The 22,617-nt window shown below is 59.3% G+C and carries 18 protein-coding genes; 11 read left to right on the top strand and 7 right to left on the bottom strand.

Annotated elements, in window-relative coordinates; genetic code table 11:
- Positions 1 to 545: 545 nt before the first annotated feature.
- The 3 genes from AB5Y48_RS01525 (at position 546) to AB5Y48_RS01515 (ending at position 3,650) form a co-directional block, all read left to right on the top strand.
- On the top strand, positions 546 to 1,352 hold the full coding sequence (locus tag AB5Y48_RS01525; protein WP_368163556.1) for a PhzF family phenazine biosynthesis protein: 807 nt from the start codon (positions 546 to 548) through the stop codon (positions 1,350 to 1,352).
- Positions 1,353 to 1,516: 164 nt separating this feature from the next.
- Positions 1,517 to 2,836 (top strand): protein kinase, encoded by a 1,320-nt coding sequence (locus AB5Y48_RS01520; RefSeq protein WP_368163554.1) that lies wholly within the window; start codon positions 1,517 to 1,519, stop codon positions 2,834 to 2,836.
- A gap of 142 nt (positions 2,837 to 2,978) precedes the next feature.
- Positions 2,979 to 3,650 (top strand): thiopurine S-methyltransferase, encoded by a 672-nt coding sequence (locus tag AB5Y48_RS01515; RefSeq protein ID WP_224163694.1) that lies wholly within the window; start codon positions 2,979 to 2,981, stop codon positions 3,648 to 3,650.
- Between the two features lie 236 nt (positions 3,651 to 3,886).
- On the opposite strand, the gene AB5Y48_RS01510 is transcribed toward AB5Y48_RS01515, so the two are convergent.
- Positions 3,887 to 6,664 (bottom strand): insulinase family protein, encoded by a 2,778-nt coding sequence (locus AB5Y48_RS01510; RefSeq protein ID WP_368163552.1) that lies wholly within the window; start codon positions 6,662 to 6,664, stop codon positions 3,887 to 3,889.
- 159 nt (positions 6,665 to 6,823) lie between these two features.
- On the opposite strand from AB5Y48_RS01510, the gene sixA reads away from it, so the two are divergent.
- The 4 genes from sixA (at position 6,824) to AB5Y48_RS01490 (ending at position 10,637) form a co-directional block, all read left to right on the top strand.
- Positions 6,824 to 7,288: a phosphohistidine phosphatase SixA gene (gene sixA / locus AB5Y48_RS01505; RefSeq protein WP_136613598.1), complete on the top strand. Its 465-nt coding sequence runs from the start codon at positions 6,824 to 6,826 to the stop codon at positions 7,286 to 7,288.
- 125 nt (positions 7,289 to 7,413) lie between these two features.
- A complete protein-coding gene (locus AB5Y48_RS01500) occupies positions 7,414 to 7,620 on the top strand; it encodes a DUF1107 domain-containing protein (protein ID WP_050667531.1) in 207 nt (68 codons plus the stop codon).
- A gap of 312 nt (positions 7,621 to 7,932) precedes the next feature.
- Positions 7,933 to 9,186, top strand: a complete 1,254-nt coding sequence (gene sstT / locus AB5Y48_RS01495; RefSeq protein WP_050667532.1) for a serine/threonine transporter SstT — start codon at positions 7,933 to 7,935, stop codon at positions 9,184 to 9,186.
- Positions 9,187 to 9,392: 206 nt separating this feature from the next.
- On the top strand, positions 9,393 to 10,637 hold the full coding sequence (locus AB5Y48_RS01490; protein WP_050667533.1) for a dicarboxylate/amino acid:cation symporter: 1,245 nt from the start codon (positions 9,393 to 9,395) through the stop codon (positions 10,635 to 10,637).
- Positions 10,638 to 10,666: 29 nt separating this feature from the next.
- Here the strand turns inward: AB5Y48_RS01490 and AB5Y48_RS01485 are convergent, their stop codons facing one another.
- A complete protein-coding gene (locus tag AB5Y48_RS01485; protein WP_050667534.1) occupies positions 10,667 to 11,071 on the bottom strand; it encodes a MerR family DNA-binding transcriptional regulator in 405 nt (134 codons plus the stop codon).
- A gap of 121 nt (positions 11,072 to 11,192) precedes the next feature.
- Here AB5Y48_RS01485 and AB5Y48_RS01480 point away from each other — a divergent pair, with 121 nt between their 5' ends.
- On the top strand, positions 11,193 to 12,359 hold the full coding sequence (locus tag AB5Y48_RS01480) for an acetyl-CoA C-acyltransferase (protein WP_368163550.1): 1,167 nt from the start codon (positions 11,193 to 11,195) through the stop codon (positions 12,357 to 12,359).
- Here AB5Y48_RS01480 and AB5Y48_RS01475 read toward each other — a convergent pair.
- The 4 genes from AB5Y48_RS01475 to AB5Y48_RS01460 form a co-directional block, all read right to left on the bottom strand.
- Complete coding sequence (locus AB5Y48_RS01475) at positions 12,356 to 13,564, bottom strand: EAL and HDOD domain-containing protein (protein ID WP_050667536.1); 1,209 nt, start codon at positions 13,562 to 13,564, stop codon at positions 12,356 to 12,358. The two genes, AB5Y48_RS01480 and AB5Y48_RS01475, sit on opposite strands and share 4 nt — an antisense overlap.
- An 86-nt stretch (positions 13,565 to 13,650) precedes the next feature.
- A complete protein-coding gene (locus AB5Y48_RS01470) occupies positions 13,651 to 14,934 on the bottom strand; it encodes an OmpP1/FadL family transporter (protein ID WP_136613596.1) in 1,284 nt (427 codons plus the stop codon).
- Between the two features lie 239 nt (positions 14,935 to 15,173).
- Positions 15,174 to 16,478, bottom strand: coding sequence for an outer membrane protein transport protein (locus AB5Y48_RS01465; RefSeq protein WP_136613595.1), 1,305 nt, complete (start codon positions 16,476 to 16,478; stop codon positions 15,174 to 15,176).
- Positions 16,479 to 16,982: 504 nt separating this feature from the next.
- On the bottom strand, positions 16,983 to 17,417 hold the full coding sequence (locus AB5Y48_RS01460) for a cell division inhibitor (RefSeq protein ID WP_136613594.1): 435 nt from the start codon (positions 17,415 to 17,417) through the stop codon (positions 16,983 to 16,985).
- Positions 17,418 to 17,583: 166 nt separating this feature from the next.
- On the opposite strand from AB5Y48_RS01460, the gene AB5Y48_RS01455 reads away from it, so the two are divergent.
- Positions 17,584 to 17,778, top strand: a complete 195-nt coding sequence (locus AB5Y48_RS01455; protein ID WP_050667540.1) for a DUF4250 domain-containing protein — start codon at positions 17,584 to 17,586, stop codon at positions 17,776 to 17,778.
- Between the two features lie 344 nt (positions 17,779 to 18,122).
- On the top strand, positions 18,123 to 20,591 hold the full coding sequence (locus AB5Y48_RS01450; protein ID WP_050667541.1) for a glycogen/starch/alpha-glucan phosphorylase: 2,469 nt from the start codon (positions 18,123 to 18,125) through the stop codon (positions 20,589 to 20,591).
- A gap of 53 nt (positions 20,592 to 20,644) precedes the next feature.
- Here the strand turns inward: AB5Y48_RS01450 and AB5Y48_RS01445 are convergent, their stop codons facing one another.
- Entirely contained in the window at positions 20,645 to 21,373 is a 729-nt protein-coding gene (locus tag AB5Y48_RS01445) for a hypothetical protein (RefSeq protein ID WP_368163546.1), read from the bottom strand.
- A 257-nt stretch (positions 21,374 to 21,630) separates the two neighbouring features.
- Between AB5Y48_RS01445 and pheS the strand changes: the two genes are divergently transcribed.
- Positions 21,631 to 22,614, top strand: coding sequence for a phenylalanine--tRNA ligase subunit alpha (pheS, locus tag AB5Y48_RS01440; RefSeq protein WP_050667543.1), 984 nt, complete (start codon positions 21,631 to 21,633; stop codon positions 22,612 to 22,614).
- The last annotated feature ends 3 nt before the right edge of the window (positions 22,615 to 22,617 follow it).

Genomic DNA, 22,617 nt, shown 5'->3' with positions numbered 1-22,617 from the left:
TTACCCCCGCTGCGTGAAGCCAAGACCGCAGAAGTACAGCGTAAAAAAATCCAATAAAAACAATGCCAGTCAGTCTTAACTGACTGGCATTAGCCACTGCGGCGTCTTTTTTACTTCTAGTGCTCTGCTCGACGCTTGCATCTCTGAGGGCCCATCCAGAGTCGTCAATGTTTGACAGTCGTGGTCGATGATGGATATGAAATGCCGTCTTCGGCTGCACGATAGACGCCTCAAATGTGGTGCCAAGTGAAATCTACTACGTTGTTTATCTGCAATCGCCAGTACTTTGATCGTGAATGCGCTGTCAGGTGGGAGCGAGAAGGCCAGCCGTAGAGCTCGAGCAATCCAGGTCTACAGGGGGCAGGCGAACGACTCAATAGGGACTGCCTGTGCATGGCGTTGAGCCAGGGTGTCCCCTGCCATAGTGGCAGCGGCCACAATGCTTCTCCATGGCAAGGCCTCGGCGTGTCACGGCCACTTATGGCCAATATCGGCACCATTGGTGCTCTGGTACACTCGCGCTCAGCCAACATAAGGAGCGCACTATGAATCTCACCGTCTATCAGGTCGATGCCTTCAGCCGGACCCCGTTTGGGGGCAATCCCGCCGCCGTCTGTATCACGGATCAGGGGTTAACACCGGCCCTGATGCAGGCCATCGCCGCCGAGATGGCGGTCTCGGAGACCGCCTTCCTGGCGCTCGATACCGGGCGCCTGCGCTGGTTCACCCCCGAGGTAGAGGTCGAGCTGTGCGGCCATGGCACCCTGTCGGTGGGGGCCGTGCTGCGCGAGCAGGGGATACTCGGCGAAGGGGAGGGGAAAACCTTCGAGACCCTCTCCGGGCCCCTGTCGGTGAGCGTGCAGGGTGAGTGGCTTTCCCTCGATTTTCCCGAGCTGCCCGCGACGCCGTGCGAGCCTGACTCGGCGCTGCTGGTGGCCCTCGGCATTGAACGAAGTCGAGTGCAATGCTACGCCATGAGCGGTCCCAAGGTGATGGTGGTGGTCGATGAGCCCGCCTTGGTCGAGGCGCTGGCGCCCGACTACGGTGCCCTGCGCCGTCTGCCCGGGCGCGGTGTGGTGGTGAGCGCGCCATCCGCTGACCCGGCCTTCGATTTTATCTCGCGCTATTTTGCCCCCTGGGTCGGGTGCGAGGAAGACCCGGTCACCGGCTCGGCCCACTGCATCCTGGCCCCCTATTGGGGCGAGCGACTCGGGCGCAGCCGTCTCATGGCCCGTCAGGCTTCCCGTCGTGGCGGCGAGCTGCGTCTGGAGCGAAAGCCCAACGGGCGGCTCGCCATATTGGGTCAGGCCCATGTGATCCTCAAAGGGGAGCTGCGTCTGCCCAAGGAGTAAGGCCCTAATCAGAGCTTGCACTTGCGAGGCGTGAGCCTTGTCGCACAAAGGGGGCGATCTCTGACCCCAATCCACTATAATGCTCCCCTTTTTATGGCCGCCGAGCCACTCGGCGGCCTCTGATAGCCCAGGTTAGATCGGGCCAGCACAACAGAGATACGGTTATGCATTCCCTTGAGCAGCTGCGCTCGGGCGAGCTGGACGGCGCTCGCTATTTGAAACTCAGTGAAAACCTGACGACCTTCCCGCCCGAGATCCTGAGCCTTAAAGAGACGCTGGAGGTGCTGGATCTGACCGGCAACCAGCTAAATACACTTCCGGACGCGCTGGCCGGGTTCAGCAAGCTGCGCATCATCTTCTGCTCGGAGAATCACTTCACCGAGTTGCCCGAGGTGCTGGGACGCTGCCCGTCGCTCACCATGGTGGGTTTTAAGGCCAACCGCATCGTGAGGGTGCCCGGGGCCTCGCTACCCGCACATCTGCGCTGGTTGATCCTGACCGACAATGCAATTGGACGCCTGCCTGACGAGCTGGGCCAATGCGGCGGCCTGCAAAAACTGATGCTGGCGGGCAACCGGCTCTGCACCTTGCCGGATCTGTCCCGCTGCCGGCGTCTCGAGTTGGTGCGCCTGTCGGCCAACCGGTTACGGGTGCTGCCATCCTCGCTGTTGACATTGCCGCGCCTGAGCTGGCTTGCCTTTGCCGGCAATCCGTGTTGCGCCGAGCCGGAAAGGGGGGCGACTCCGGCGATCCCCTGGGATGCCTTGCGCCTCGGGGAGCTGCTGGGGGAGGGGGCCTCGGGCCGGATCTTCTCGGCTAGGCTCCCGGGCGAGCGCCCCGTGGCAGTCAAGCTTTTCAAGGGGGCCATGACCAGTGACGGCCTGCCCGACTGTGAGATGGCGGTGGCGCTTGCTGCCGGGGAGCACCGGGGTCTGATCCCGCTGCTTGGGGAGGTGGAGGCTCACCCTCAAGGGTCACCGGCGTTGGTGATGGATCTTGTCGATCCCGCCCTGGTCACTCTGGCGGGACCGCCGAGCCTGGACTCCTGCACCCGGGATATCTACCCACAGGGCTTTCATCTTACTCTGAGCGCAGCGATCCGGCTGCTCTGGACCATCGCCTCGGTGGGGGCGCATCTGCATGGGCGCGGGATCCTGCACGGGGATCTCTATGGTCACAATATTCTGCACGACGCCAGAGGCCGGGCTCTGCTCGGCGACTTTGGTGCCGCCTCCTTCTATGAGCCGGGCACCCCACTGGGTCGGGCCCTCGAGAGCATCGAAGTGCGTGCCTTTGGCTGCCTGATGGAGGAGTTGCTGGCCCGCAGTCAGGCCTCTGGAGATGGTGCAATGGCGGCCGTGAGCGGTCTGTCTCACCTGGCATCGTCCTGCCTGTCAGAGAGGGGGGAGGAGCGTCCTGCTTTTGCCATGCTGGCGGCCCGGCTCGAGGAGATGGCGAGCCAGGAGCACGTCGCCATGGCGTGAGGGGGCGATTGCCCCTTGCTGACCCCGGGCCCCTTGGGCATAGTGGTATGCGTTACACACCTTTGGCGCCGCCCCGGTGCTGCACGCCGGGTTTTCCCCGGGTGGGAGGTCGGGGCTGGCTATACACCTTCGGAGAGAGACGATGGAAGCTGCATTCTGGCATCAGCGTTGGGAAGAGAACCGGATCGGGTTCCATCAGAGCGATTTTAATGGCTGGCTCAAGACCTGGTGGGCGGACCGGCCCATGGATGAGCCGGTCCTGGTTCCCCTGTGCGGCAAATCACGGGACATGGTCTGGCTCTGTGAGCAGGGCCATCCGGTGCACGGCTTCGAGCTGTCGCCACTGGCGGTTGAGCAGTTCTTTGGCGAGCAGGGGTGGACCCCGGAGCGGACCGAGGTGGGACCCTATCAGCGGCTTGGCCATGGGGATCTGCACATCTATCAGGGGGATTTTTTCGCCGCCTGGCAATTGGATCAGCGCTACCGCCTGGTCTACGACAGGGCGTCGCTGATCGCCCTGCCGGCTCCCCTGCGTCTTCGCTATGCCCAGCAACTGGCCCGCATGGTGCTGGAGGGGGGGGAGATCCTGTTGGTGACGGTGGAGTATCAGCCCGATCCTCAGCATGAGCCCCCCTTCTCGGTGAGCGAGCTCGAGGTGCGTCGCCTGTTTGAGCCCCACTTCTCGGTGAGCGTGTTGGGACGCCAGAGCGAGGTGACTCATCCCAGGGTGGTGAGCGGTCAGCTCTCCTACTTCGATGAGGTGTGTTACCGCCTGGTACGCCGTGCCCACAAGACGCTACCACCTTTGATGTAGATCAACGCCACTGCCGCCCCGACTCCCTATGATGAGCCTGTTTCTCAATCACTGTTGGTTTCGCGGCGGCCAGGCTGCCCGACACAATCGGTGTCTGATTTTCACGCTCATGTTCACTTTGCGGCCAAGCCGTATTTGATGTGGTATTTCCAGCCGACCCAGAGGGTCGGCTTTTTCTTTTGGGTTTCGCACAGGGAACATCAGAAGAAGACCCGCCGTGGCGGGTCTTGCTGTAGCTAAAGGTTGTAAAATTTGCGGGCACTCAGGCGAAACGCCCGGGTGTCATCGATGAGCCTGCCCTCGATCCGCTCGTCGTGCTGGTGTCCCTGGCCGTAGCTGCAGAGGATCAATCTGTCGGAGGTGCGCGAACGCAGCCGGGTGATAAAGCGGATGAGATCGGCGCGGGTGAGGCGTCCCACCTCGTCGTGCACCCGCTCCCGTTGATCGAATCCCCAGTCTTTGTTGCCTATGCTGACCCACAACCGCTGCCCGCGGGTGCGCAGATTGGCGTCGCGCTCGGAGAGTTGCGCCTGCAGCCCCGCTTTACTCGCCTGCCACTGGGCTTCGGTCAGCTCGAGCATGGCCAGCGGGAAGAGATCGATAAACTCCTCAATGGCATCGAGCAGGATCTGGGGCCCGGCTACCGGTGACTGGATGTAGAAGATGAGGCCGGGATGACGGTTCAGGGGGAGGTTACCGCTGCCCACCACATAGCCAAGCTGCTGGCGGGTGCGCAGCTCGTGAAAGAAGGTCGACGACATGATGTGGTTGGCCAGGGTGAAACAGGCGATATCTCTGGGGCGGGTGGTGCGCGACTGGTAGTAAACCAGCAGAGCCGAGTCGGCGTGCTCGCAGCCATGCTCGCGGATGAGGGTGCCGCGTCCGCCGATATCGATCAGGCGGCGGCGGGTCTCGCGGCTTGGTTGGCTGTAGGGGGCAAGGTGCCGCTCGAGCAGGGCGGCCAGGGCCATCGCCTCAGCTTCCAGCCAGTCCCCGTGTGCCAGACACTCCACGTGGATCTCCTGAAACAGGCTGGCGACAAACTCGGGCATGTCCCCAAGCTCGGTGGCCTTGAGGTGCGGCAACAGCTGCTCGAAGGGAGGATTGTTGGGCTGCAGCAAGGAGGTGAGCTGGTTGAAAAGCTGGCTGATGGGGCGGCTGTGGGCCTGATTCTCCCAGTTGCGGATGAGCGCCTCCTTGATTTCCCTGAAGCGTTCGGGATCCGGATAACCCAGGGTGCGGTTGGAGAGGATCATGTCGAGCAGGGCAAGCTGGTGCTCCGAGAAACCCTGAATGGCGATGGAGAAACCTCCCTGGTGGGCGTAGATCTGATAAGAGAGGCCCGCCAGCTCTGCCTGGTAGGTGAGGGCACCGAGATGATCGCTCAACAACTCGACCGCCAGCCGGGCCATGGCGATATGGCGCGGACTCTTGACCGCGTGCTCGCTGTCAAATGCCACATAGAGGTTACCCTTGGGCACCCGATAATGATCGTCGTGCAGATGCCAGAGGCGAAAGCCGGGGCGATCGATGAGGGGGACCGGAATATCGGTGGAGAGGGTCGGGAGCCGGGCGCTGAGACGTTGACAGATAAAGGGGTTGCGCTCGGGCAACGCCAGCTCAGGATGGGGGGCTGCCTCGCGCCAGATCTGGCGTAGCCGTGTCGGCAGCGGCGTCACTCCATAGGGGGTATGGTACCAGAGGGCATGACGGTCGACCCTTGCCTCGGGGGCGGTGATGATCAGCCTCATATTATCGGGGGTAAAGGCATCCATCAGGCCGGCGAGCTGCGCCGGATCGCACCCCGTCATCATGTAGTCCCCGTAGAGCAGATCGTCGGGGGCGTAGGCAAAGAGATTGAGTACCAGCCCCGATACGGTATCGATGGGTCGTGCTCGCTCTTGAAAGCGGAAGGCCGACTCGAGTACCCAACGTTTCTCTTCATAGCGCCACGGCTCGAGACCGTGGCGCCGCACCAGCGCCAGATAGCCAAACAGCAGCTCGACAATCTCGTCTACCCGCTCGAGCCCTTGGGGGGTGAGGGCGAAGGTAACGCAGAAGTCCTTGAAGTTGCTGCCGCTGACGCCGCTGCCTGCCGAGAGTTGATTACACCAGCCGAGCCGCTTGAGCAGGGCGAGCAGGCTTCCTTTGCTCTCGTCACCGATGAGATGGCTCAGAAAGGTGAGCGGTTTTTGGCGATAGAGATGATCCAGGCTCGGCAAGGGGAAAACCACCGAGAGACGGCGGCTCTCCTTGACCGGGGTGAGTTCGATACGAATGGCGAGATCGTCAGGGCGGTAGAGGGGCGTCCGGATCGTCGGGGCTCCCAGATTGCGATTCAATACGGGAGTAAAGTGGTCGATTGCAAAGGCCTGCAGTTGATCGAGGGGGCGGGGGGCCAGGAGTACCAGCGCCATGCGATCGCTGCTGTAATGGTGCTCATAGAAGTCGAGCAGCTCGTCGCGCAAGGCCCGCCCCGGCCGGTCGGTCAGGGTCTCCAGGTTACCCACAGAGAACTTGGCAAAGGGGTGGGCAGGATTGACCGTCTCCTTGTGTACCTGATAGCTGCGACGCACATCGTCTTGCAGCTTGAGGCGATACTCCGACTCGATGGCATTGCGCTCCTTGTCCACCAGCTCAGGTGTGAAGGTGGGGGAGATGAAGAACTGGGCGAAGCGTTTAAGGGCCGGTTCCAGATAGTCATCGTCGATATCGAAGTAGTAGTTGGTGTATTCGGTCCCGGTCCAGGCGTTGTTGCTGCCGCCATGGCGGCTGATAAATTGCTGGTATTCACCGGCCTTGGGAAAATCCCGGGTACCCAGGAACAACATATGCTCGAGAAAATGGGCCATCCCCTCCCGATCGGCCGGGTCATCGAAGTGGCCGCAGTTGACGGCCAGCGATGCGGCTGACTTGTCGGCAGCCGGGTCTTCGATGAGCAGCACCCTCAGGCCGTTGTCGAGCACAAGGTAGCGGTAGAGTCGGTCATCATTGGGGCTGACAAGGGGAGTCATAGTGGGACCCGATGCGCAAGTGATTGGGAAGTAAAGACAATTATTGACCTCTGCCGTTGACGAGGCAAACCCTTTTCTGCGACTTGGTGCAATTGTTTCGCCCTGGCGGGCAGGGTAAGATCCCGAGCGCATTCAACAGGCCCTGTGGGCGAGGTAGTAATGAAGATCTACATCATGCGTCATGGTCAGGCCGGCATGAACGCCAAGAGTGACGAGTCGCGTCCCCTCACCGAGCAAGGGATCCACGAGTCGGTGCAGATGGCGCGTTGGCTGGCCCCTCAGATGACCGGACTGGATCGGGTGATCCACAGTCCTTATCTGAGAGCACGAGAGACCTGGCTTGCTATATGCAGTGAACTTCCCGAGGCTCGCGTCGTCGAAGAGAGTGACGAGATCACCCCCTATGGGGATGCGGCCCGGGTTGCCAGCTATCTGGAGGCCCTTGCCGGTAACGCAGAGAGCCTGCTGGTGGTGAGTCACCTTCCTCTGGTGGGCTATCTGGTGCATGCGCTCTGTCCCGGCCATGAGGCCCCCCTGTTTGCCACCTCGGGGATGGCCTGCATCGATTTCGAGAATGGGCGAGGAGAGTTGCGCTGGCTCGAGGGGCCGCATACAATCAGGTAAACAAATTTGTAACATTTGGTTGCAAATGTGGCTGGTATCAAAAATAGAGAATAAAAAACCAAATAATCAGAACTTTTTCGCAGACGCTGTGGTCAACTGAGTAGAACTAACGAGGGTGATATCGCATGCGCGTGTTTAAGAAGTATCTGCCTTTGATGATTGCCAAGCATGTCAAAACCTTTTTCAAAGGGCGGATTTATGTTCACGGTCGAGGTCGCTTTGATTTCGAGGGGGGCCATCTTCTGATGCCGCCCCAACCCGATGAGCCCCATCGACTCACGGTGCAGGAGGTCAACGAGGTGATTGATCGATTGCATCTGGAAGCCGCCTAGTACAAGGGCCCCTGATGGGGCCCTTGTTCATTGATAGCCCCTTTGCGCTCCTTGTGTTACAGCCTGGTTGCTCCTGTTGATTTGGGATAACAATCTGGTTTTTGTCTATTCATTGGTTGTTCACGCTTATTTATAGTGGAAATCCCATCAGCTTGATGGGATAGTGCCTCTGCTCAGGCGGGCGTACTAACACAATAATATGGCGCCAACGGTGCGTGAGGTGGGCGGGATCGCCCCCTGCGTCAACTTGCCGCGAAATGCCTGGGCCGCAGCAATGGACGCCGCCCGTTAGTGCTCAGGGATTCGATGACGATGACAAAAGAACAACACCCCTTGCTGAGGCTTATCAACAGCACCAGCCTCATCAGCCAGATCCTGGTCGGTCTGGTCCTTGGCGTACTGCTCGCCACCTTTGCTCCCGAATTGGCCAAATCGGTCGGTCTGCTGGGTTCCCTCTTCGTGGGCGGGCTCAAGGCGGTGGCCCCCGTACTGGTCTTCGTGTTGGTCATGGCGGCCATCATTGGCCATAAGCAGGGCCAAAAGACCAATATGAAGCCAATCCTCTTCCTCTATGTGCTGGGCACCTTTGCCGCAGCCCTGGTGGCCGTGATTGCAAGCTTCCTCTTTCCCTCCAACCTTCATCTGGTGGCCAACAGTGCCGAGCTCTCGCCCCCCGGCGGGATCACCGAGGTGCTGCAAACCCTGCTCTTCAACGTGGTGACCAACCCGGTGAAAGCGCTGCTCGATGCCAACTATATCGGGATCCTGGCCTGGGCCATTGGTCTCGGGGTCGCCCTGCGTCATGCCAGTGAGAGCACCAAGGCCGTGATCGTCGATCTTTCCCACGCCATCACCTGGATAGTGAAGGCGGTGATCCGCTGTGCTCCGCTGGGGATCCTGGGTCTGGTCTCCTCGACCCTGGCCGAGACCGGTTTCGACGCCCTGTTTGGCTATGCCCAACTGCTGGCGGTGCTGCTGGGCAGCATGCTCTTTATCGCCTTCGTGGTGAACCCGCTCATCGTCTTCTGGAAGATTCGCCGCAACCCCTATCCGCTGGTGCTCACCTGCCTGCGCGAGAGTGGTCTGACGGCCTTCTTCACCCGCAGCTCTGCGGCCAACATCCCGGTTAACATGGCCCTGTGCGAGAAGCTGCGCCTGCCGGAGGATACTTATGCGGTCTCCATTCCCCTCGGCGCGACCATCAATATGGCCGGCGCGGCCATCACCATCACAGTGCTGAGTCTGGCGGCTGTGCATACCCTGGGGATTGAGGTCGATATCGCCACCGCCCTGCTGCTCTCCGTGGTGGCCACCGTTAGCGCCTGTGGTGCCTCCGGGGTGGCCGGTGGCTCCCTGCTGCTGATCCCGCTGGCGTGTAGCCTGTTTGGCATTGGCAATGACATCGCCATGCAGGTGGTGGCCGTGGGCTTCATCATCGGGGTACTGCAAGATTCTGCCGAGACGGCCCTCAACAGCTCTACCGACGTGCTGTTCACCGCATCGGCCTGCATGGCCGAGGACAAGTCACTGCTCGAGAAGTCTGCCGAGGCGGTGAGTGAAGCCTGAGAGGCCCATGGGAAGGGGAGATAACGATACGGACGAATCTCTTTAAATTGTTCGTAAAATCAATAGCGTGATTATTCGAAACCTTCCATTTTATTTAGCATTTAAATGTGCGATAAAGCACCGCCACGGGGCGTTGAACAGGAGTTCAACGCCCCTGTTAGTAAAAAAATCCAAAACTGTTAATAGCACGTAATAAGGAAAATCCTGTGTTATCAAAAGGACTCGTTAGGAACATTGGCTTCCAGGTAATGGTCGCCATGGTGCTGGGTGCCGCCGTGGGCGCGGCAATGGGGGAGCAGGCCAGCCTCTTTGCCCCCCTGGGTAATCTCTTTATTCAGCTCATTAAGATGCTGGTGATCCCCCTGGTGGCGGTGGCCATCATCTCGGGGGCGGCGAACCTGGGCGCCAGCCCTGCTGCAGGCAAGATCGGGGTCACGACCCTGGCCTTCTTCATGCTGACCTCGGCCCTGGCCGTGCTGCTGGCCCTGGTGATGGGGCAGGTGTTCGAGCCGGGCGTGGGGGTCGATCTCTCCAGCGTTGAGGGGATGTTCTCGGCAGAGTATGCCGACAAGGGTGTACTGCCCGATGCGATCAGCACCCTGCTGGGCATGGTGCCGACCAACGTCTTTCAGTCTCTGACCCAGGCCAATATTCTGCAGATCCTGGTTTTCTGTCTGTTCCTCGGTATTGCCATCGCCAAACAGCCGCGCGAGAAATCCAAGCCGCTTATCGATGGCATGAACACCCTGGTTGATGCCTTCGTCTGGATGATCAACAAGGTGATGCTGATTGCCCCCCTCGGGGTTTTCGGTTTGATGGCCGATGCCATTGGTACCTACGGCTTCGACGTGCTGACCATCGTCATGAAGCTGTTTGTGGTCTATGTGGCGGCCATCCTCATCTATGGATTCGTGATCTATCCGGGTCTGGTGGCCCTCTTCTCCGACACCCCGGTCATGCGCTACATGAGCGCCATGAAGAAGGCTCAGGTGGTCGCCTTCTCCACCGCCTCTTCCATGGCAACCCTGCCGGTGACCATGGAGGTGGTCGAGAAGGAGCTCAAGGTGACCAATGCCACCGCCTCCTTCGTGCTGCCCCTCGGTGCCACCATCAACATGAGCGGCAACGCCATTTACTACGGTCTGGTCGCCATCTTCTTTGCCCAGGTGTTCCAGATCGATCTGAGCATGGGCGCCTGGGCGGCCATCATCATCACCTCAACCCTGGGGGCGATCGGCCAGGCCGGTGTGCCGGGGCCGACCTTCCTGGTGGTGGCGGTGCTGCTGGCGGCGGGGATCCCCATCGAGGGTCTGCCCCTGCTGTTCGCCCTCGACCGCATCTTCGACATGGTGCGTACCGCGTTGAACATCACGGGGGATGCGGCCTGCGCCGTGATCGTCGACAAGTACAGTCCCGAGTTTGATCCCAACCGCTGGAACAAGGCGGCATAACAGAGAAGGGGCCCGATGGGCCCCTTCTTCTATGTTGGCGTCTGCTCGTCACCCAGAGCCGTCAGCGCGCTCTGGCAGCGCGACTCGGCCGCCTCCAGATCCTGCAGCACCTGCCGGATATCCTCCATCTGCTGACGCAAGCCGGCCCTGTGGCTCTCTATCATGGTGAGCATGGTGGTAAGCTGGGTGCGGCTGCTCTTGTCGGTTTCGTAGAGATCGAGCAGGGCACGGATCTCGGCCAGGCTAAAGCCAAGGCGTTTGCCACGCAGGGTCAGCTTGAGGCGGACCCTGTCCTGACGGCTGTAGATGCGGCTCTGCCCGCGCCGAGTGGGCTGCAGTAACCCCTGATCCTCGTAGAAGCGGATGCTGCGGGTCGTGATATCAAACTCCCGCGCCAACTCGCTGATGGTGTAGCTCTCTTCCCTGTTTCCCATGGTGCCACTGGTGTGTCAATTTTGCATGGCACCTTACCGAAACTGACCTGCCGGTGCAACCGCTTGTCCGGCAAGGGAATAATGGTAATGTTGTGAAAATGTAACCAGGAGGGATTCAGACATGGAAGTGGTGATCGTTGCCGCCCGTCGGACACCGATGGGCAGTTTTATGGGGGCATTGTCGCCGCTCGCGGCGCCTGTGCTGGGCGCAAGGGTGGTACAGGCGCTGCTCGCCCAGTGCGGGCTGGCGGGGGATGAGGTGGAAGAGCTCTATGCCGGGAACGTGCTCTCGGCGGGGTTGGGGCAGGCGCCTGCCCGTCAGATGGCCCTGTTGGGCGGATTGGCGGAGCGGGTCCCTTGTACCACGATCAACAAGGTGTGTGGCTCGGGGATGAAGAGCGTCATGGTGGCGGCCGATCAGATCCGCCTCGGGCAGAGCAAGGTGGTGCTGGCCGGTGGCATGGAGAGCATGAGCCGTGCTCCCTATCTGATCGACAAGGCGCGATCAGGCCTGCGCATGGGCCATCAGACGTTGCTCGATCATCTCTTCCTGGACGGTTTGCAGGATGCCTATGAGGGTCACCTGATGGGGCACTATGCCCAGAAAGTGGCCGATGAGCAGGGCATTGGGCGCGCCGAGATGGATGAGTATGCCATCGCCTCTCTGTCACGGGCTCGCCGGGCCATCGAAGAGGGCGCGTTTGTTTCCGAGTGGGTGAGTGTCGTCGATAACAAAGGGATGAGCCTGCTCGAGGTGGATGAGCAGCCGGGTAAAGCCAGGCCCGAGAAGATCCCTCATCTCAAACCGGCGTTTGGAGAGGGGGGATCGATCACGGCGGCCAACGCCAGCTCAATCTCGGATGGCGCCGCAGGGCTACTGCTCATGAGCCGGGATGAGGCGCAGCGCCGCGGGTTGCCAATCCTGGCGAAGATCTGTGGCTACAGCACTCATGCGGCCGCACCTGCCGGCTTTACGACGGCCCCCGTTGGTGCCATGGTCAGGCTGCTCGAGCAGCTGGGGTGGCACAGCCGCGAGGTGGATCTGTTCGAGATCAACGAAGCCTTCGCCATGGTGCCTATGCTGGCCATGAAAGCCATGGATCTCTCCCATGACAGGGTCAACGTACATGGCGGTGCATGCGCCCTCGGTCATCCTCTGGGGACGAGCGGAGCGAGGATCCTGGTGACCCTGATCCACGCCATGCACCGTCTTGGGGCGCGTCGTGGCATGGCATCCCTCTGCATTGGTGGCGGGGAGGCCACGGCGTTGGCATTGGCGCTTCCTTAGGTGGGAGCCATCAACTGACTGGTCCAGATGGTTGCGGTGAGATAGTGCTGGGAGAGAACCTCGTCGCTCATCTGTAGCGTGGTGGCATAGCGTGTCTGGGCGGGCCAGTTGGCCTGCTCACAGGCATCGGCAGCCAGCAGATAGGTCCCCAGATGACCGCTTCGCTCGAGCAGGGCCTGTTTGATCACGCTTGCCAGGGGGATCGACTCCAGCAGGCTGGTCATGGGTTGCTCCATCAACACATCGAGCAGGGAGAAGAGCCCCGTCATAAAGGCTTCCGAGGCGCCGGAGCGACCCTGATGCTCGGCCAACAACTCACAAAACCGAGCCCGGATCAGAGACATCTGGTAGAGCTCGTCACTCTTGCCGATCCCCGCATTGCCAGCCGCGACCAAGGCCACGAAACGGCGCAGCTCCTCATCACCCAGGTAGATAGCCGCCTGACGAAAGGAGGAGATAGGGTTGGCGCCTCCCTTGAGATGATTGACATAACGCAGCAGTTTCAGAGAGAGGGAGAGATCCTGACCGAGCAGCTGCTCCACCCGCCTGAGATCGATCTCGGGTTGGTTGACCGCCTGCAGTAACTGCATCACCACCAGTTGGGAAGGTTTAAGGCTGGCCCGCTTGACCAGCTCGGGACGACTGAAGAAGTAGCCCTGAAAGAGTGAAATGCCGGCACCCTTGGCTCGCTCGAACTCCTCCAGGGTCTCGACCTTCTCGGCCAGATAGATGAGGTCAAGATGGCGATGCTGGTAGATAAAGCGGCGGATCTGCAGCATGGGGGTGGTGCGCAGATCAAACTTGATGAGCTCAATATAGGGAAGGAAGGGCTCCCAGGCCGGTGCCAGGGTAAAGTCGTCTAGGGCGAGTCGGTAGCCCGCCGCGTGGAGGTTTTTTACCTTTTCCAGCAGGGCCGCATCGGGCGTGGCATCTTCCAGGATCTCGATGATCACCTTCTCCCGCGGCAGGCATTCGGCCAGCCCGGAGAGCAGCAGCTCATGGGTAAAGTTGATCAGTGCCACCTTACCGGCCAGCAGTTGATCGATGTTCTGGTGTAGAAACTGCTCGACGACCAGTTGGGTTGTGGCCGTGCTCGATGAGATATCGGGAAAGACATTGCTGAGGCTGTCTCGAAACAGCAGTTCGTAGGCATGAGTCTGCTGCTGCGCATCGAGGATTGGCTGTCTGGCGACATAGGAGTACATGGGGCCTCCGCAATAAGAATCACCCAGAGTGTATGGCGTAGCGGGGAAGTGTACCAGCGCCCGAACGGGCGCCGGTAGCAGAAAGGTTAGAATTGATAGTTGATTTGCACTCCGGCCAGCCAGGCATCGCCCTCGGAGTAGCCGTTGAAGTCGGAGCGATAGGTCATGGGTTGACCATTGATGACGACCGGCTGGCTCAGGCTCTCATGTACACTGACCCGTTTACCATCGATGAAGGTCAGGCCCAGATCCACCGAGAGGGCGTCACTGTGGCGATAGCCCAGGCCGGCGCTGTACCAGATGCGATCTGCATCGGGGATGGAGATGGTGCGACGATCGGCCGGCACCGGGCTCTGATCGTAGGCCAGCCCGGAGCGCAGCTGCCACTTGGGGGTCAGCTGATAGGTCATCCCCAGGGCATAACGCCAGCTGTCTTCCCAGTGCTCCTCCTTGATGGGGAGGGTTCCCAGATGATCGAGCTCTGCGGTCAGAGACTTGAACTTGCTCCAGTCAGTCCAGTTGAGGCTGGCATGCAGAGCCAGGCGCTCGTTCAGCGCTTGATAGAGGGCCAACTCGGCAGTGGCGGGCAGGGGGAGGATCAGACTGCCCTGATCGCTGATGGTCGCGAACTTGCCCGGGGCAACCGGTTTGCTGACGGTCGCGTCACCTTTGAGCTTCAGATTGACGCCATTGCGATAGGAGAGACCGATACGGGTTTGCTCACTCGGGGTCAGCAGGATGCCGGCATTCCACCCCAGTGCGTTGCCATCTCCCTCTACGTGTTTGGCGATCACACTCTGGCCGTTGGTCAGCGTAGTGGGATAGGTGCCACCCACTTCTCCCTCACCCTTGATAAGGGAGAGCCCGGCGCCAAAGGAGAGCATGTCGGTAATGCGATAGGCCAGTGCCATTCCCAGATCGACCGTCTTGATCTCGGAGACATTGCCGAAGTGGCCGGCATCATAGCCCTGTGGCATCTCAATTCCCAGGCCGTAGTGGGAGGTGGCAGAGAGGCCCAGGCTCAGGCGATCGTTGAGTGGGGTGACGAAGTAGAGGTTGGGGATCCAGGCCGCATCGGCGATGTCGTGGGCATTGGCCCCCTTGGTTCCCGTGATGTCCTTTACTTGGCCATCGATGTTTACATCCGGCTTCAAGTAGATGAGGCCACCCGACAGAGCAGGGGCGTCGAAGCGGGTGATGGCGCCGGGGTTACGACCCAGGACGCTGGCATTGTCGGCAATGGCGGCCTCACCGGCGAAGGCGCGGCCCAGACCGGTGGCTGACTGTTCGGCCAACTGATAGCCGGCGGCGTGGGCCTGGCTTGCTGCCAGCGCAAAGGCAATCACAGAAGGTTTGAAATAAGTACGCATAGCTCTCCCTGACGTTTCTATTGTGGTTTTTATGGCGGCAGAATTTTATCTGGTCTGAGGAGTATCGCAACCGGAATGGGGTCGGAGGGGGTAAAACAGTAGCTACTGCTGTGCATCTGTTACTTAATAGTTTGATTAAAAAGGAAAAGAGAACATGTGTGCGCTACAGGTGTACGCCGAAATAGAGATCGTGAGCATAAAAAAAGCGCCCCGAAGGACGCCTTTATGAAACAGTGAAATCAGAATTTCATGTTGAACTGGGCAGAGGCCAGGAAGGCGTTACCGTGGGAGGTACCCTTCCAGCGCAAGGATTGATCCTCATGAGAGACCAGTCCTTCGTTGACATCCACTTCCTTGCCATCCAGGTAGGCCATGCCGAAGTCGACGCTCATATCCTTGTCGATATGGTAGGTGGCACCAGCGCTGTACCAGATACGATCGGAATCGGGGATACTCAGGCTGCGATACTCAGGCTCGATCGGGCTGTTGTCATAGGCAAAGCCGATGCGGGCCTCCCAGCTCGGGTTGATGTACCAGGTGCCGCCGATGGCGTAGCGCATGGAGTCTTTAAACTTCTCCGGCTTGTAGAGACAGACGCCGGCACCATCGGCACTGACACAACTGTCGCTGGTGGCCTTGAGCTCCTGGAAGGCGCTCCAGTCGGTCCAGTTGACGGAGTAGTGCACCGCAAACTGGGGGTTGAGGCGATGATAGCCAGCCAGCTCGGCCTGAGCCGGCAGCTCCATATTCAGCTCGCCATCCACGGTTTGGCCAGGTTTGCCCGCACCGATGGTGGAGAGCCCCTTGTAGTCACCCTTAAACTTGATATTGACCTGAGAGCGGTAGGTCAGGGCCAGGCGGTTGTCCTGATTGAACTCGTAGAGAGCGCCCACGTTCCAGCCAAAGCCCCAGTCATCGCCCTTCATATGGCTGATATTGGTGTCGGCAGATACTTTTGATTTGGTTTGTGCGGAAATTGCGGGAGCGAGTACACCGGCGAAACGGTTGAGCTCGGCTTCGGCGTAGACAAAGTTAATACCGGCGCCGAGGCTAAAGCCCGGAGCGACGCGATAGGCCAGGTTGGGGTTGATATTGAAGGTCAGCAGCTCGGTATTACCCGCAGCAGAGCCGGCGCGATAGGCCTCCGGATATTCGGTGGAGAGGCCGTAGTTGGAGAACATGGCGATACCCCAGGCCAGATCCTCTTTCAGGGGCTGGATAAAGTAGGCGGCCGGTACGAAGGCATCGGGGGCAATACCTTTCTCACTGGCGGGGATCACACCGTTGATCTTGCCGTCTACATCCACATCCGGGTGGATATAGGTGCCGGAAACCGAGACCGCCATCTTGTCGAACATGGTCATGGCGGCCGGGTTGCGAGCCAGCACGGAGGCGTTATCGGCGACCGCGGCTTCACCGGCATAGGCACGGCCAAGGCCAGAGGCAGAGTGTTCGTTGAGCTGGAAGGCGGCGGAATAAGCCTGGGTGCTGGCGAGGGCCACGGCGGCAGCCAGCAGGCTCTTCTTGAAGGAAGCAGTAGTCATGATCGTCTCTCTTGGTGTTGATCTTTTCGGGTCAATCCTGACCCGTGCCGCTCGGATGGCGACAAGATCTTTGTTTTTTAGCTTCATATCCCATTGAATACCGGCGTGATTCTAATGATCTGGTAGGAGGTAAGAAATCAGACCAGTAGTGGGAGAATACACAATAGATAACGAACTGTTAACAGTTTGTTCTTGTAATGCGCATTGCCTGAGCAGATTGTCGATCTGCTGCACAAATTGGGTGAGTGGCACTCGAAGAGGGGGGCGATAAAAAGCCTCAATGCCGGTTACTGTGCATCTGCGGTTATAGGGCCTGACGACAGGGCCACGCAGTGGCCGACCATTCAGGGTGCTGCGACTGATAAAGGCCCAAAGGATGGCAGAGAGCCTTTCTTATCATCAGTCATGGTGAAATGGAGACTGACCCAGGTACCGCTGATTTCTGCCTTAATCATCGGCGGTGATGACATCGGGCAAAGGGGCGGCAGAGGCCGCCCCATATTTTCAATGGTTATGAAACAGATTCTGGCCAAAGGGGTGGCACAAGGGCGGGACAAAGATCTGCATCAGTGTGCCTGTTGCCTGGCGGGAGCGATCCAGACGCTGAAAGTCCAGATCGATGTCTTCGGGCAGCCAGCCGAGCACAGCGCTGAAACAGCCGTTTCCCAGGCTCTTCTCCAGGACCCCTTGCCAGTTCTTGATGCGGTTTCGGGGGAGCAGCAATACTCGGGTGGGATCGATCCCCTTGGATTGCAGATCGGCGGCGCTGGGAGCGCCCGGTGGGGCGAGTAACAGGATCCAGCCCGTGTGCAACCGGGTGCGTTTAAGCAGGTCGAGGATAGTGTCCTGAGCCGCCGGATCAGGGCGCAGGCAAGGTCTGTGGCGTGGCCAACTCGTGAAAGCGCTGGAGTGGGAGTGGATTGCGGCTAACTGGGTCATATCTCACCTGTACATAAAAACAAGCTGTATGGGTATACAGTAGTTTGTTCGTGCCTTCGGATCAACCTCTGTTGCTAAAAATGTGAGCACTGCAGGGGGTGTGGCTTGCCGCGGTCGCCGCCAGTGTCCATGGTTATAGATGCAGGCAATGTAAGGAGGGGCCATCATGGATGCGAGTCAGCTCAGGCTGCTGGATGCCAATATTCTGCTTGGGATCGTCAATGAGAAGCTGCGTTTGGAGTGCGGCTCACTGGAAGAGTTGCTCTCCTATTACGACATGAATGAAGAGGTGTTGAGCCGCCGTCTGCGGGAGATTGGTTACCGCTACGACCCTGCCAGCAACCAGTTCAAAGGGTGGTAGCACAGGTTGGACAGACAGTACCTTTTCTGGCATTGGTGCTGTCTGTTTTCTTTATGTGCTGGAGGGCCGTTTTTATGAAAACCTATTCAGCCATTTGTCTCGAAAATGCTTTCATATCTAATTGAATTGGAAGGGATTAAAAAGAATCCTTGAACAAGGTGAAAAGAAAGGGTTTTCATCATTTTCCTGTCATTTCTGGCGTTTAAAGTGTGACTTGGATTCACTTTTCATCGAACTGGTTTCGCTAGTATGCCTCCAGCCAGTTTTCATGATGAACATAATAATTGACTCACTCTATGAGCCGGGAAATTGGCCCCGCATTTCAGTAACGAAGGGAAAAGCTTATGGCAACCAAGAAGAAGACCGACATTCTCCTGGATAAGGAGCAGCTCAAGGCGAGCATCGTCCGTCACCTGCGCTCCACGCTCGGCACCAGTGAAGAGAAGGCTTCTCAAGAGTCCTGGTGGAAGGCAACCGCAGCCGCAGTCAACGAGCAGGTGTACGAGCGTCTGACTCGCACCCAGCAGACCCACCTCAAGCAAGACACCCGCGCCATCCACTATCTGTCGGCCGAATTCCTGATGGGGCGGTTGACCTCGAACAACCTCCACAACCTCTCTCTTTATAAAGTCTGTGATGAGGCGTTGGCCGATCTCGGACTGAATCTCAGCGACCTGTGCGAATGCGAGCCAGACATGGCCCTCGGCAACGGTGGCCTGGGCCGCCTGGCCGCCTGTTTCATCGACTCCCTGGCGACCCTGAGTTACCCGGCCATCGGCTACGGTATCCACTATGAGCACGGCCTGTTCCGTCAGGAGATCCAGGATGGCCGCCAGATCGAGCGTCCGGACTCCTGGCGTGAGTACGGCAACCCCTGGGAGATCTGCCGTCCCGAGTCGGTGCAGGAGATCCCGCTCTACGGCTATGTCGAAACCGTGTTTGGGGACGATGGCCGCATGAAGAAGGTGTGGCACGCCGGTCGCAAGATCAAAGGGGTGCCTTGGGATATCCCCGTGGTCGGGTTTGGCGGTCACACTGTCAACATACTGCGCCTGTGGGAGTCTCGCGCCTCCGAGTTCTTCGATTGGGATGTGTTTAACGCCGGTGGTTACCTCGACTCCCAGGCTGAGAAGGCCCAGGCCGAGACCATCTCCAAGGTGCTCTATCCCAACGACGAAACAGAAGCCGGCAAGGAGCTGCGTCTCATCCAGCAGTACTTCTTCTGCGCCTGCTCGATCAAAGACATCATGCGTCGCTACAAGCGTGCCCACGGTGATGACTTCAGCCACTTTGCCGACCAGATCGCCATCCAGCTCAACGACACTCACCCGACCATCGCCATTCCCGAGTTGATGCGGGTACTGGTGGATGAAGAGGATCTGCAGTGGGAGAAGGCGTGGGATATCTGCTACCGGGTCTTTGCCTATACCAACCACACCCTGCTGCCCGAGGCACTGGAGAAGTGGGCCGTCTACCTTTTCGAGCGGGTACTGCCCCGTCACCTCGAGATCATCTACGAGATCAACAGCCGCTTCCTTACCGAGAAGGTTGAGCCCATGTGGCCGGGTAACGATGCCATCAAGGCCAAGCTCTCCATCATCGAGGAGGGGGATGTCCGCAAGGTACGCATGGGTAACCTGTGCGTCATCGGCTCCAACAAGGTCAACGGTGTGGCCGAAGTGCACTCCCGTCTGGTCAAAGAAGATCTCTTCCCCGAATTCGACCAGATCTGGCCGGACAAGCTCTGCAACGTGACCAACGGGGTCACCCCTCGTCGCTGGTTACTGGCCTGTAACCCCGAGCTGGCAGCCCTCTATGACGAGGTGGTGGGTAAGGAGTGGCCGCTCAAGCTGGATCTGCTGCGCTCTGTGGTGAAGTTTGCCGATGACAAGGCCTTCCAGAAGCAGTTCATGACCATCAAGCGTCACAACAAAGAGAAGCTGGTTCAGGTGATCAAGGCCGAGACTGGCATCGAGGTGAGTGCCGAGGCCATCTTCGATATTCAGATAAAACGTCTGCACGAGTACAAGCGCCAGCAGCTGAACCTTATCCATATCATGGCTCTCTACCGTCGTCTGCTGGCCAATCCGGACTACGATATGCACCCGCGGGTGTTCATTTTCGGCTCCAAGGCAGCGCCTGGCTACAAGCTGGCCAAGGACATCATCTACGCCATCAACAAGGTGGCCGAGCGGGTGAACAACGATAGCCGGATCCAGGGCAAGCTGAAGGTCGTTTTCATGCCCAACTATCGCGTCAGCCTGGCAGAGAAACTGATCCCGGCCGCCGATGTCTCCGAGCAGATCTCTACCGCAGGGTATGAAGCGTCCGGTACCGGCAACATGAAGATGGCGCTCAACGGTGCCATTACCATCGGTACCCTGGATGGCGCCAACATCGAGATCGCCGAAGAGGCGGGTGAAGAGAACTGCGCCATCTTCGGTCTGACGGTGGATGAGGTGAAGGCACTGAAGGCGCGCGGTTACAACCCGTACGACTTCTACTACGCCAACTCCGAGATCAAGGCGGTGCTGGACTGGTTTGATACAGACTACTTCACGCCGGGCCGTCCGGGGGAGCTCTCCTCCATCAAGCGGGCTCTGCTCGAAGGGGGCGATACCTATCTGGCGTTGGCTGATTTTGTCTCCTACTCCGAGGCGCATCGCAAGATCGATACCTGGTATCGTGACCCTTCCCTGTGGGCGAAGAAGGCCATCATCAACTCCGCGACCATGGGCAAGTTCAACTCCGACCGCTCCATCGAGGACTATGTGGCTCGGATCTGGGGTCTCAAGAGCTGTAAAGTCAGCTAATACCCCCTGATAGTGTTACGACTAAACCGAAACCCGTGAGGGTTTCGGTTTTTTTATCGTTTCGTTTCTCGATAGAGGGGGAGCAGGTAGCCGTTGAACTCGGCAAGGCGTCCATAGTGTTCATAGATACGGGCAACCTGGCCCGACGCGATGAGCCGTGGCATGCGAAGTTCCCAGAGTGACAGGGCCTTGGCGCCTGATGGGGTCGCCGTAAAGGCGGGATAGGTAGGCTCACCCTGCAGTTTCTTTGCCATTATGGGAGGGGGCACCCGACTGGAGGGCAGGGCATCGGTCACAAAATAGTCGTAACGCCCCTTGGTGAGCAGGGCGAACCCCTTGTCGGCACTTTCTACCTCGGTATAGGTGCCCTCTATGCCAAGGGTCTCGTCAAGGCTCCATCCCTTCTGTAGCAAGAGCCGCCCGTGCTTGAGCTGATCGATTCCTTGCCAGAGCGCGGCTTTCTCCCGGGTCATATAGACGGTGATGAGATCCACCCCATCGGGCTGGCTTGCATAGTGGAGGGTGTCAACTTCATTGCGATAGCTACCGAGCAGCACCGCCAGAACGCCACTCCTGGTCAGGGCTATGGCGCGTTTGTAGGGAACAATATGGGGAGCGACCCCCATGTCGCTACCATAGACGGCCCGGAGCAGGTCGAGATAGATGCCGCTACCGTCCCGATTGCAAAAATCTTCCCAGTGATCGCAGTAGGCATCCAGCGTCTCGGCGCGGGAGGTGGGCAGGAGCGATAACAGTAACAAAAGCGCAGGGAGGCATTTCATCACGGGGCCCGCACAAGGCATACATGAGGTGAGCTTAACACATCCAAACGCCTGAACCGTGATATCCCGCCGAATCCCATGTTTCATGGGAACCACACCCGGGATGGCCATTCGTGGGAGGGGTTTTACCCCCTTGAGGGGAAAAACGTGACAAGACGCGCTTTACCCTAGGCAGGATCCCGCTTTTTTTAGTACTATCATGCCCTTTCCTATTTTTTGCTGGAGCAGCTCCCAAGGGGAGTGGTGACGAGGAAGACATGCAGCAGCTTGAAGAAGTGGTCGGCCAGGCGAAGGCCGAAATTGAGGGCGTAAGCGACATCGCCACGCTCGACGAAGTCCGGGTCAAGTATCTGGGGAAAAAAGGGTTCTTTACCGAGCAGATGAAGGGCCTCGGTGCCCTGTCGCCGGAAGAGCGTCCCGCCGCCGGTGCCGTGATCAACCAGGCCAAGCAGGCCGTACAGGATGCATTGGGCCTGCGCCGTGATGCCCTCGAAGCTGCCGTGCTGAATCAGAAGCTGGCCGCCGAAACCGTCGACATCACCCTGCCGGGTCGTCGCATCGAAAACGGTGGCCTGCATCCGGTGACCCGCACCATAGAGCGTATCGAGCGCCTGTTTGGCGAGATGGGCTTTACCGTGGCGCGTGGCCCGGAGATCGAAGATGGCTTCCACAACTTCGATGCCCTGAACATCCCGGCCCACCACCCGGCGCGAACCGATCACGACACCTTCTACTTCAACCCGGACCTGATGCTGCGTACCCACACCTCGGGCGTGCAAATCCGTACCATGCAGCAGCAGCAGCCCCCGATCCGCATCATTGCCCCGGGCCGCGTCTATCGTAACGACTACGACATGACCCACACCCCCATGTTCCACCAGGTCGAAGGCCTGCTGGTTGACGAGCATGCCAGCTTCACCGAGCTCAAGGGCATCCTGCACGACTTCCTGCGCAACTACTTCGAGGAAGATCTCACCATTCGCTTCCGTCCCTCCTACTTCCCGTTCACCGAGCCGAGCGCCGAAGTGGACGTGATGGGCAAGAACGGCAAGTGGCTGGAAGTGCTGGGCTGCGGCATGGTGCACCCGAACGTGCTGCGTTCGGTCGGCATCGATCCGGAAAAATACTCCGGCTTTGCCTTCGGCATGGGCGTTGAACGCCTCACCATGCTGCGCTACGGGGTCAACGACCTGCGTGCCTTCTTCGAAAACGACCTGCGCTTCCTCAAGCAGTTCAAGTAAGGG

Source organism: Aeromonas sp. R6-2 (assembly GCF_040908155.1).
In the GTDB taxonomy this organism is placed as follows: Bacteria; Pseudomonadota; Gammaproteobacteria; order Enterobacterales; family Aeromonadaceae; genus Aeromonas; species Aeromonas schubertii.
This window is presented reverse-complemented; position numbering and strand designations above follow the sequence as displayed.

What these genes read in the sequence shown, in the direction of transcription:
- AB5Y48_RS01520 (WP_368163554.1), top strand. Translation starts at nt 1,517, where the DNA reads ATGCATTCCCTTGAGCAGCTGCGCTCGGGCGAGCTGGACGGCGCTCGC.
- AB5Y48_RS01525 (WP_368163556.1), top strand. Translation starts at nt 546, where the DNA reads ATGAATCTCACCGTCTATCAGGTCGATGCCTTCAGCCGGACCCCGTTT.
- AB5Y48_RS01445 (WP_368163546.1), bottom strand. Translation starts at nt 21,373, where the DNA reads ATGAAATGCCTCCCTGCGCTTTTGTTACTGTTATCGCTCCTGCCCACC.
- AB5Y48_RS01500 (WP_050667531.1), top strand. Translation starts at nt 7,414, where the DNA reads ATGCGCGTGTTTAAGAAGTATCTGCCTTTGATGATTGCCAAGCATGTC.
- pheS (WP_050667543.1), top strand. Translation starts at nt 21,631, where the DNA reads ATGCAGCAGCTTGAAGAAGTGGTCGGCCAGGCGAAGGCCGAAATTGAG.
- sixA (WP_136613598.1), top strand. Translation starts at nt 6,824, where the DNA reads ATGAAGATCTACATCATGCGTCATGGTCAGGCCGGCATGAACGCCAAG.
- sstT (WP_050667532.1), top strand. Translation starts at nt 7,933, where the DNA reads ATGACAAAAGAACAACACCCCTTGCTGAGGCTTATCAACAGCACCAGC.
- AB5Y48_RS01465 (WP_136613595.1), bottom strand. Translation starts at nt 16,478, where the DNA reads ATGACTACTGCTTCCTTCAAGAAGAGCCTGCTGGCTGCCGCCGTGGCC.
- AB5Y48_RS01470 (WP_136613596.1), bottom strand. Translation starts at nt 14,934, where the DNA reads ATGCGTACTTATTTCAAACCTTCTGTGATTGCCTTTGCGCTGGCAGCA.
- AB5Y48_RS01455 (WP_050667540.1), top strand. Translation starts at nt 17,584, where the DNA reads ATGGATGCGAGTCAGCTCAGGCTGCTGGATGCCAATATTCTGCTTGGG.
- AB5Y48_RS01515 (WP_224163694.1), top strand. Translation starts at nt 2,979, where the DNA reads ATGGAAGCTGCATTCTGGCATCAGCGTTGGGAAGAGAACCGGATCGGG.
- AB5Y48_RS01450 (WP_050667541.1), top strand. Translation starts at nt 18,123, where the DNA reads ATGGCAACCAAGAAGAAGACCGACATTCTCCTGGATAAGGAGCAGCTC.
- AB5Y48_RS01485 (WP_050667534.1), bottom strand. Translation starts at nt 11,071, where the DNA reads ATGGGAAACAGGGAAGAGAGCTACACCATCAGCGAGTTGGCGCGGGAG.
- AB5Y48_RS01510 (WP_368163552.1), bottom strand. Translation starts at nt 6,664, where the DNA reads ATGACTCCCCTTGTCAGCCCCAATGATGACCGACTCTACCGCTACCTT.
- AB5Y48_RS01480 (WP_368163550.1), top strand. Translation starts at nt 11,193, where the DNA reads ATGGAAGTGGTGATCGTTGCCGCCCGTCGGACACCGATGGGCAGTTTT.
- AB5Y48_RS01475 (WP_050667536.1), bottom strand. Translation starts at nt 13,564, where the DNA reads ATGTACTCCTATGTCGCCAGACAGCCAATCCTCGATGCGCAGCAGCAG.
- AB5Y48_RS01460 (WP_136613594.1), bottom strand. Translation starts at nt 17,417, where the DNA reads ATGACCCAGTTAGCCGCAATCCACTCCCACTCCAGCGCTTTCACGAGT.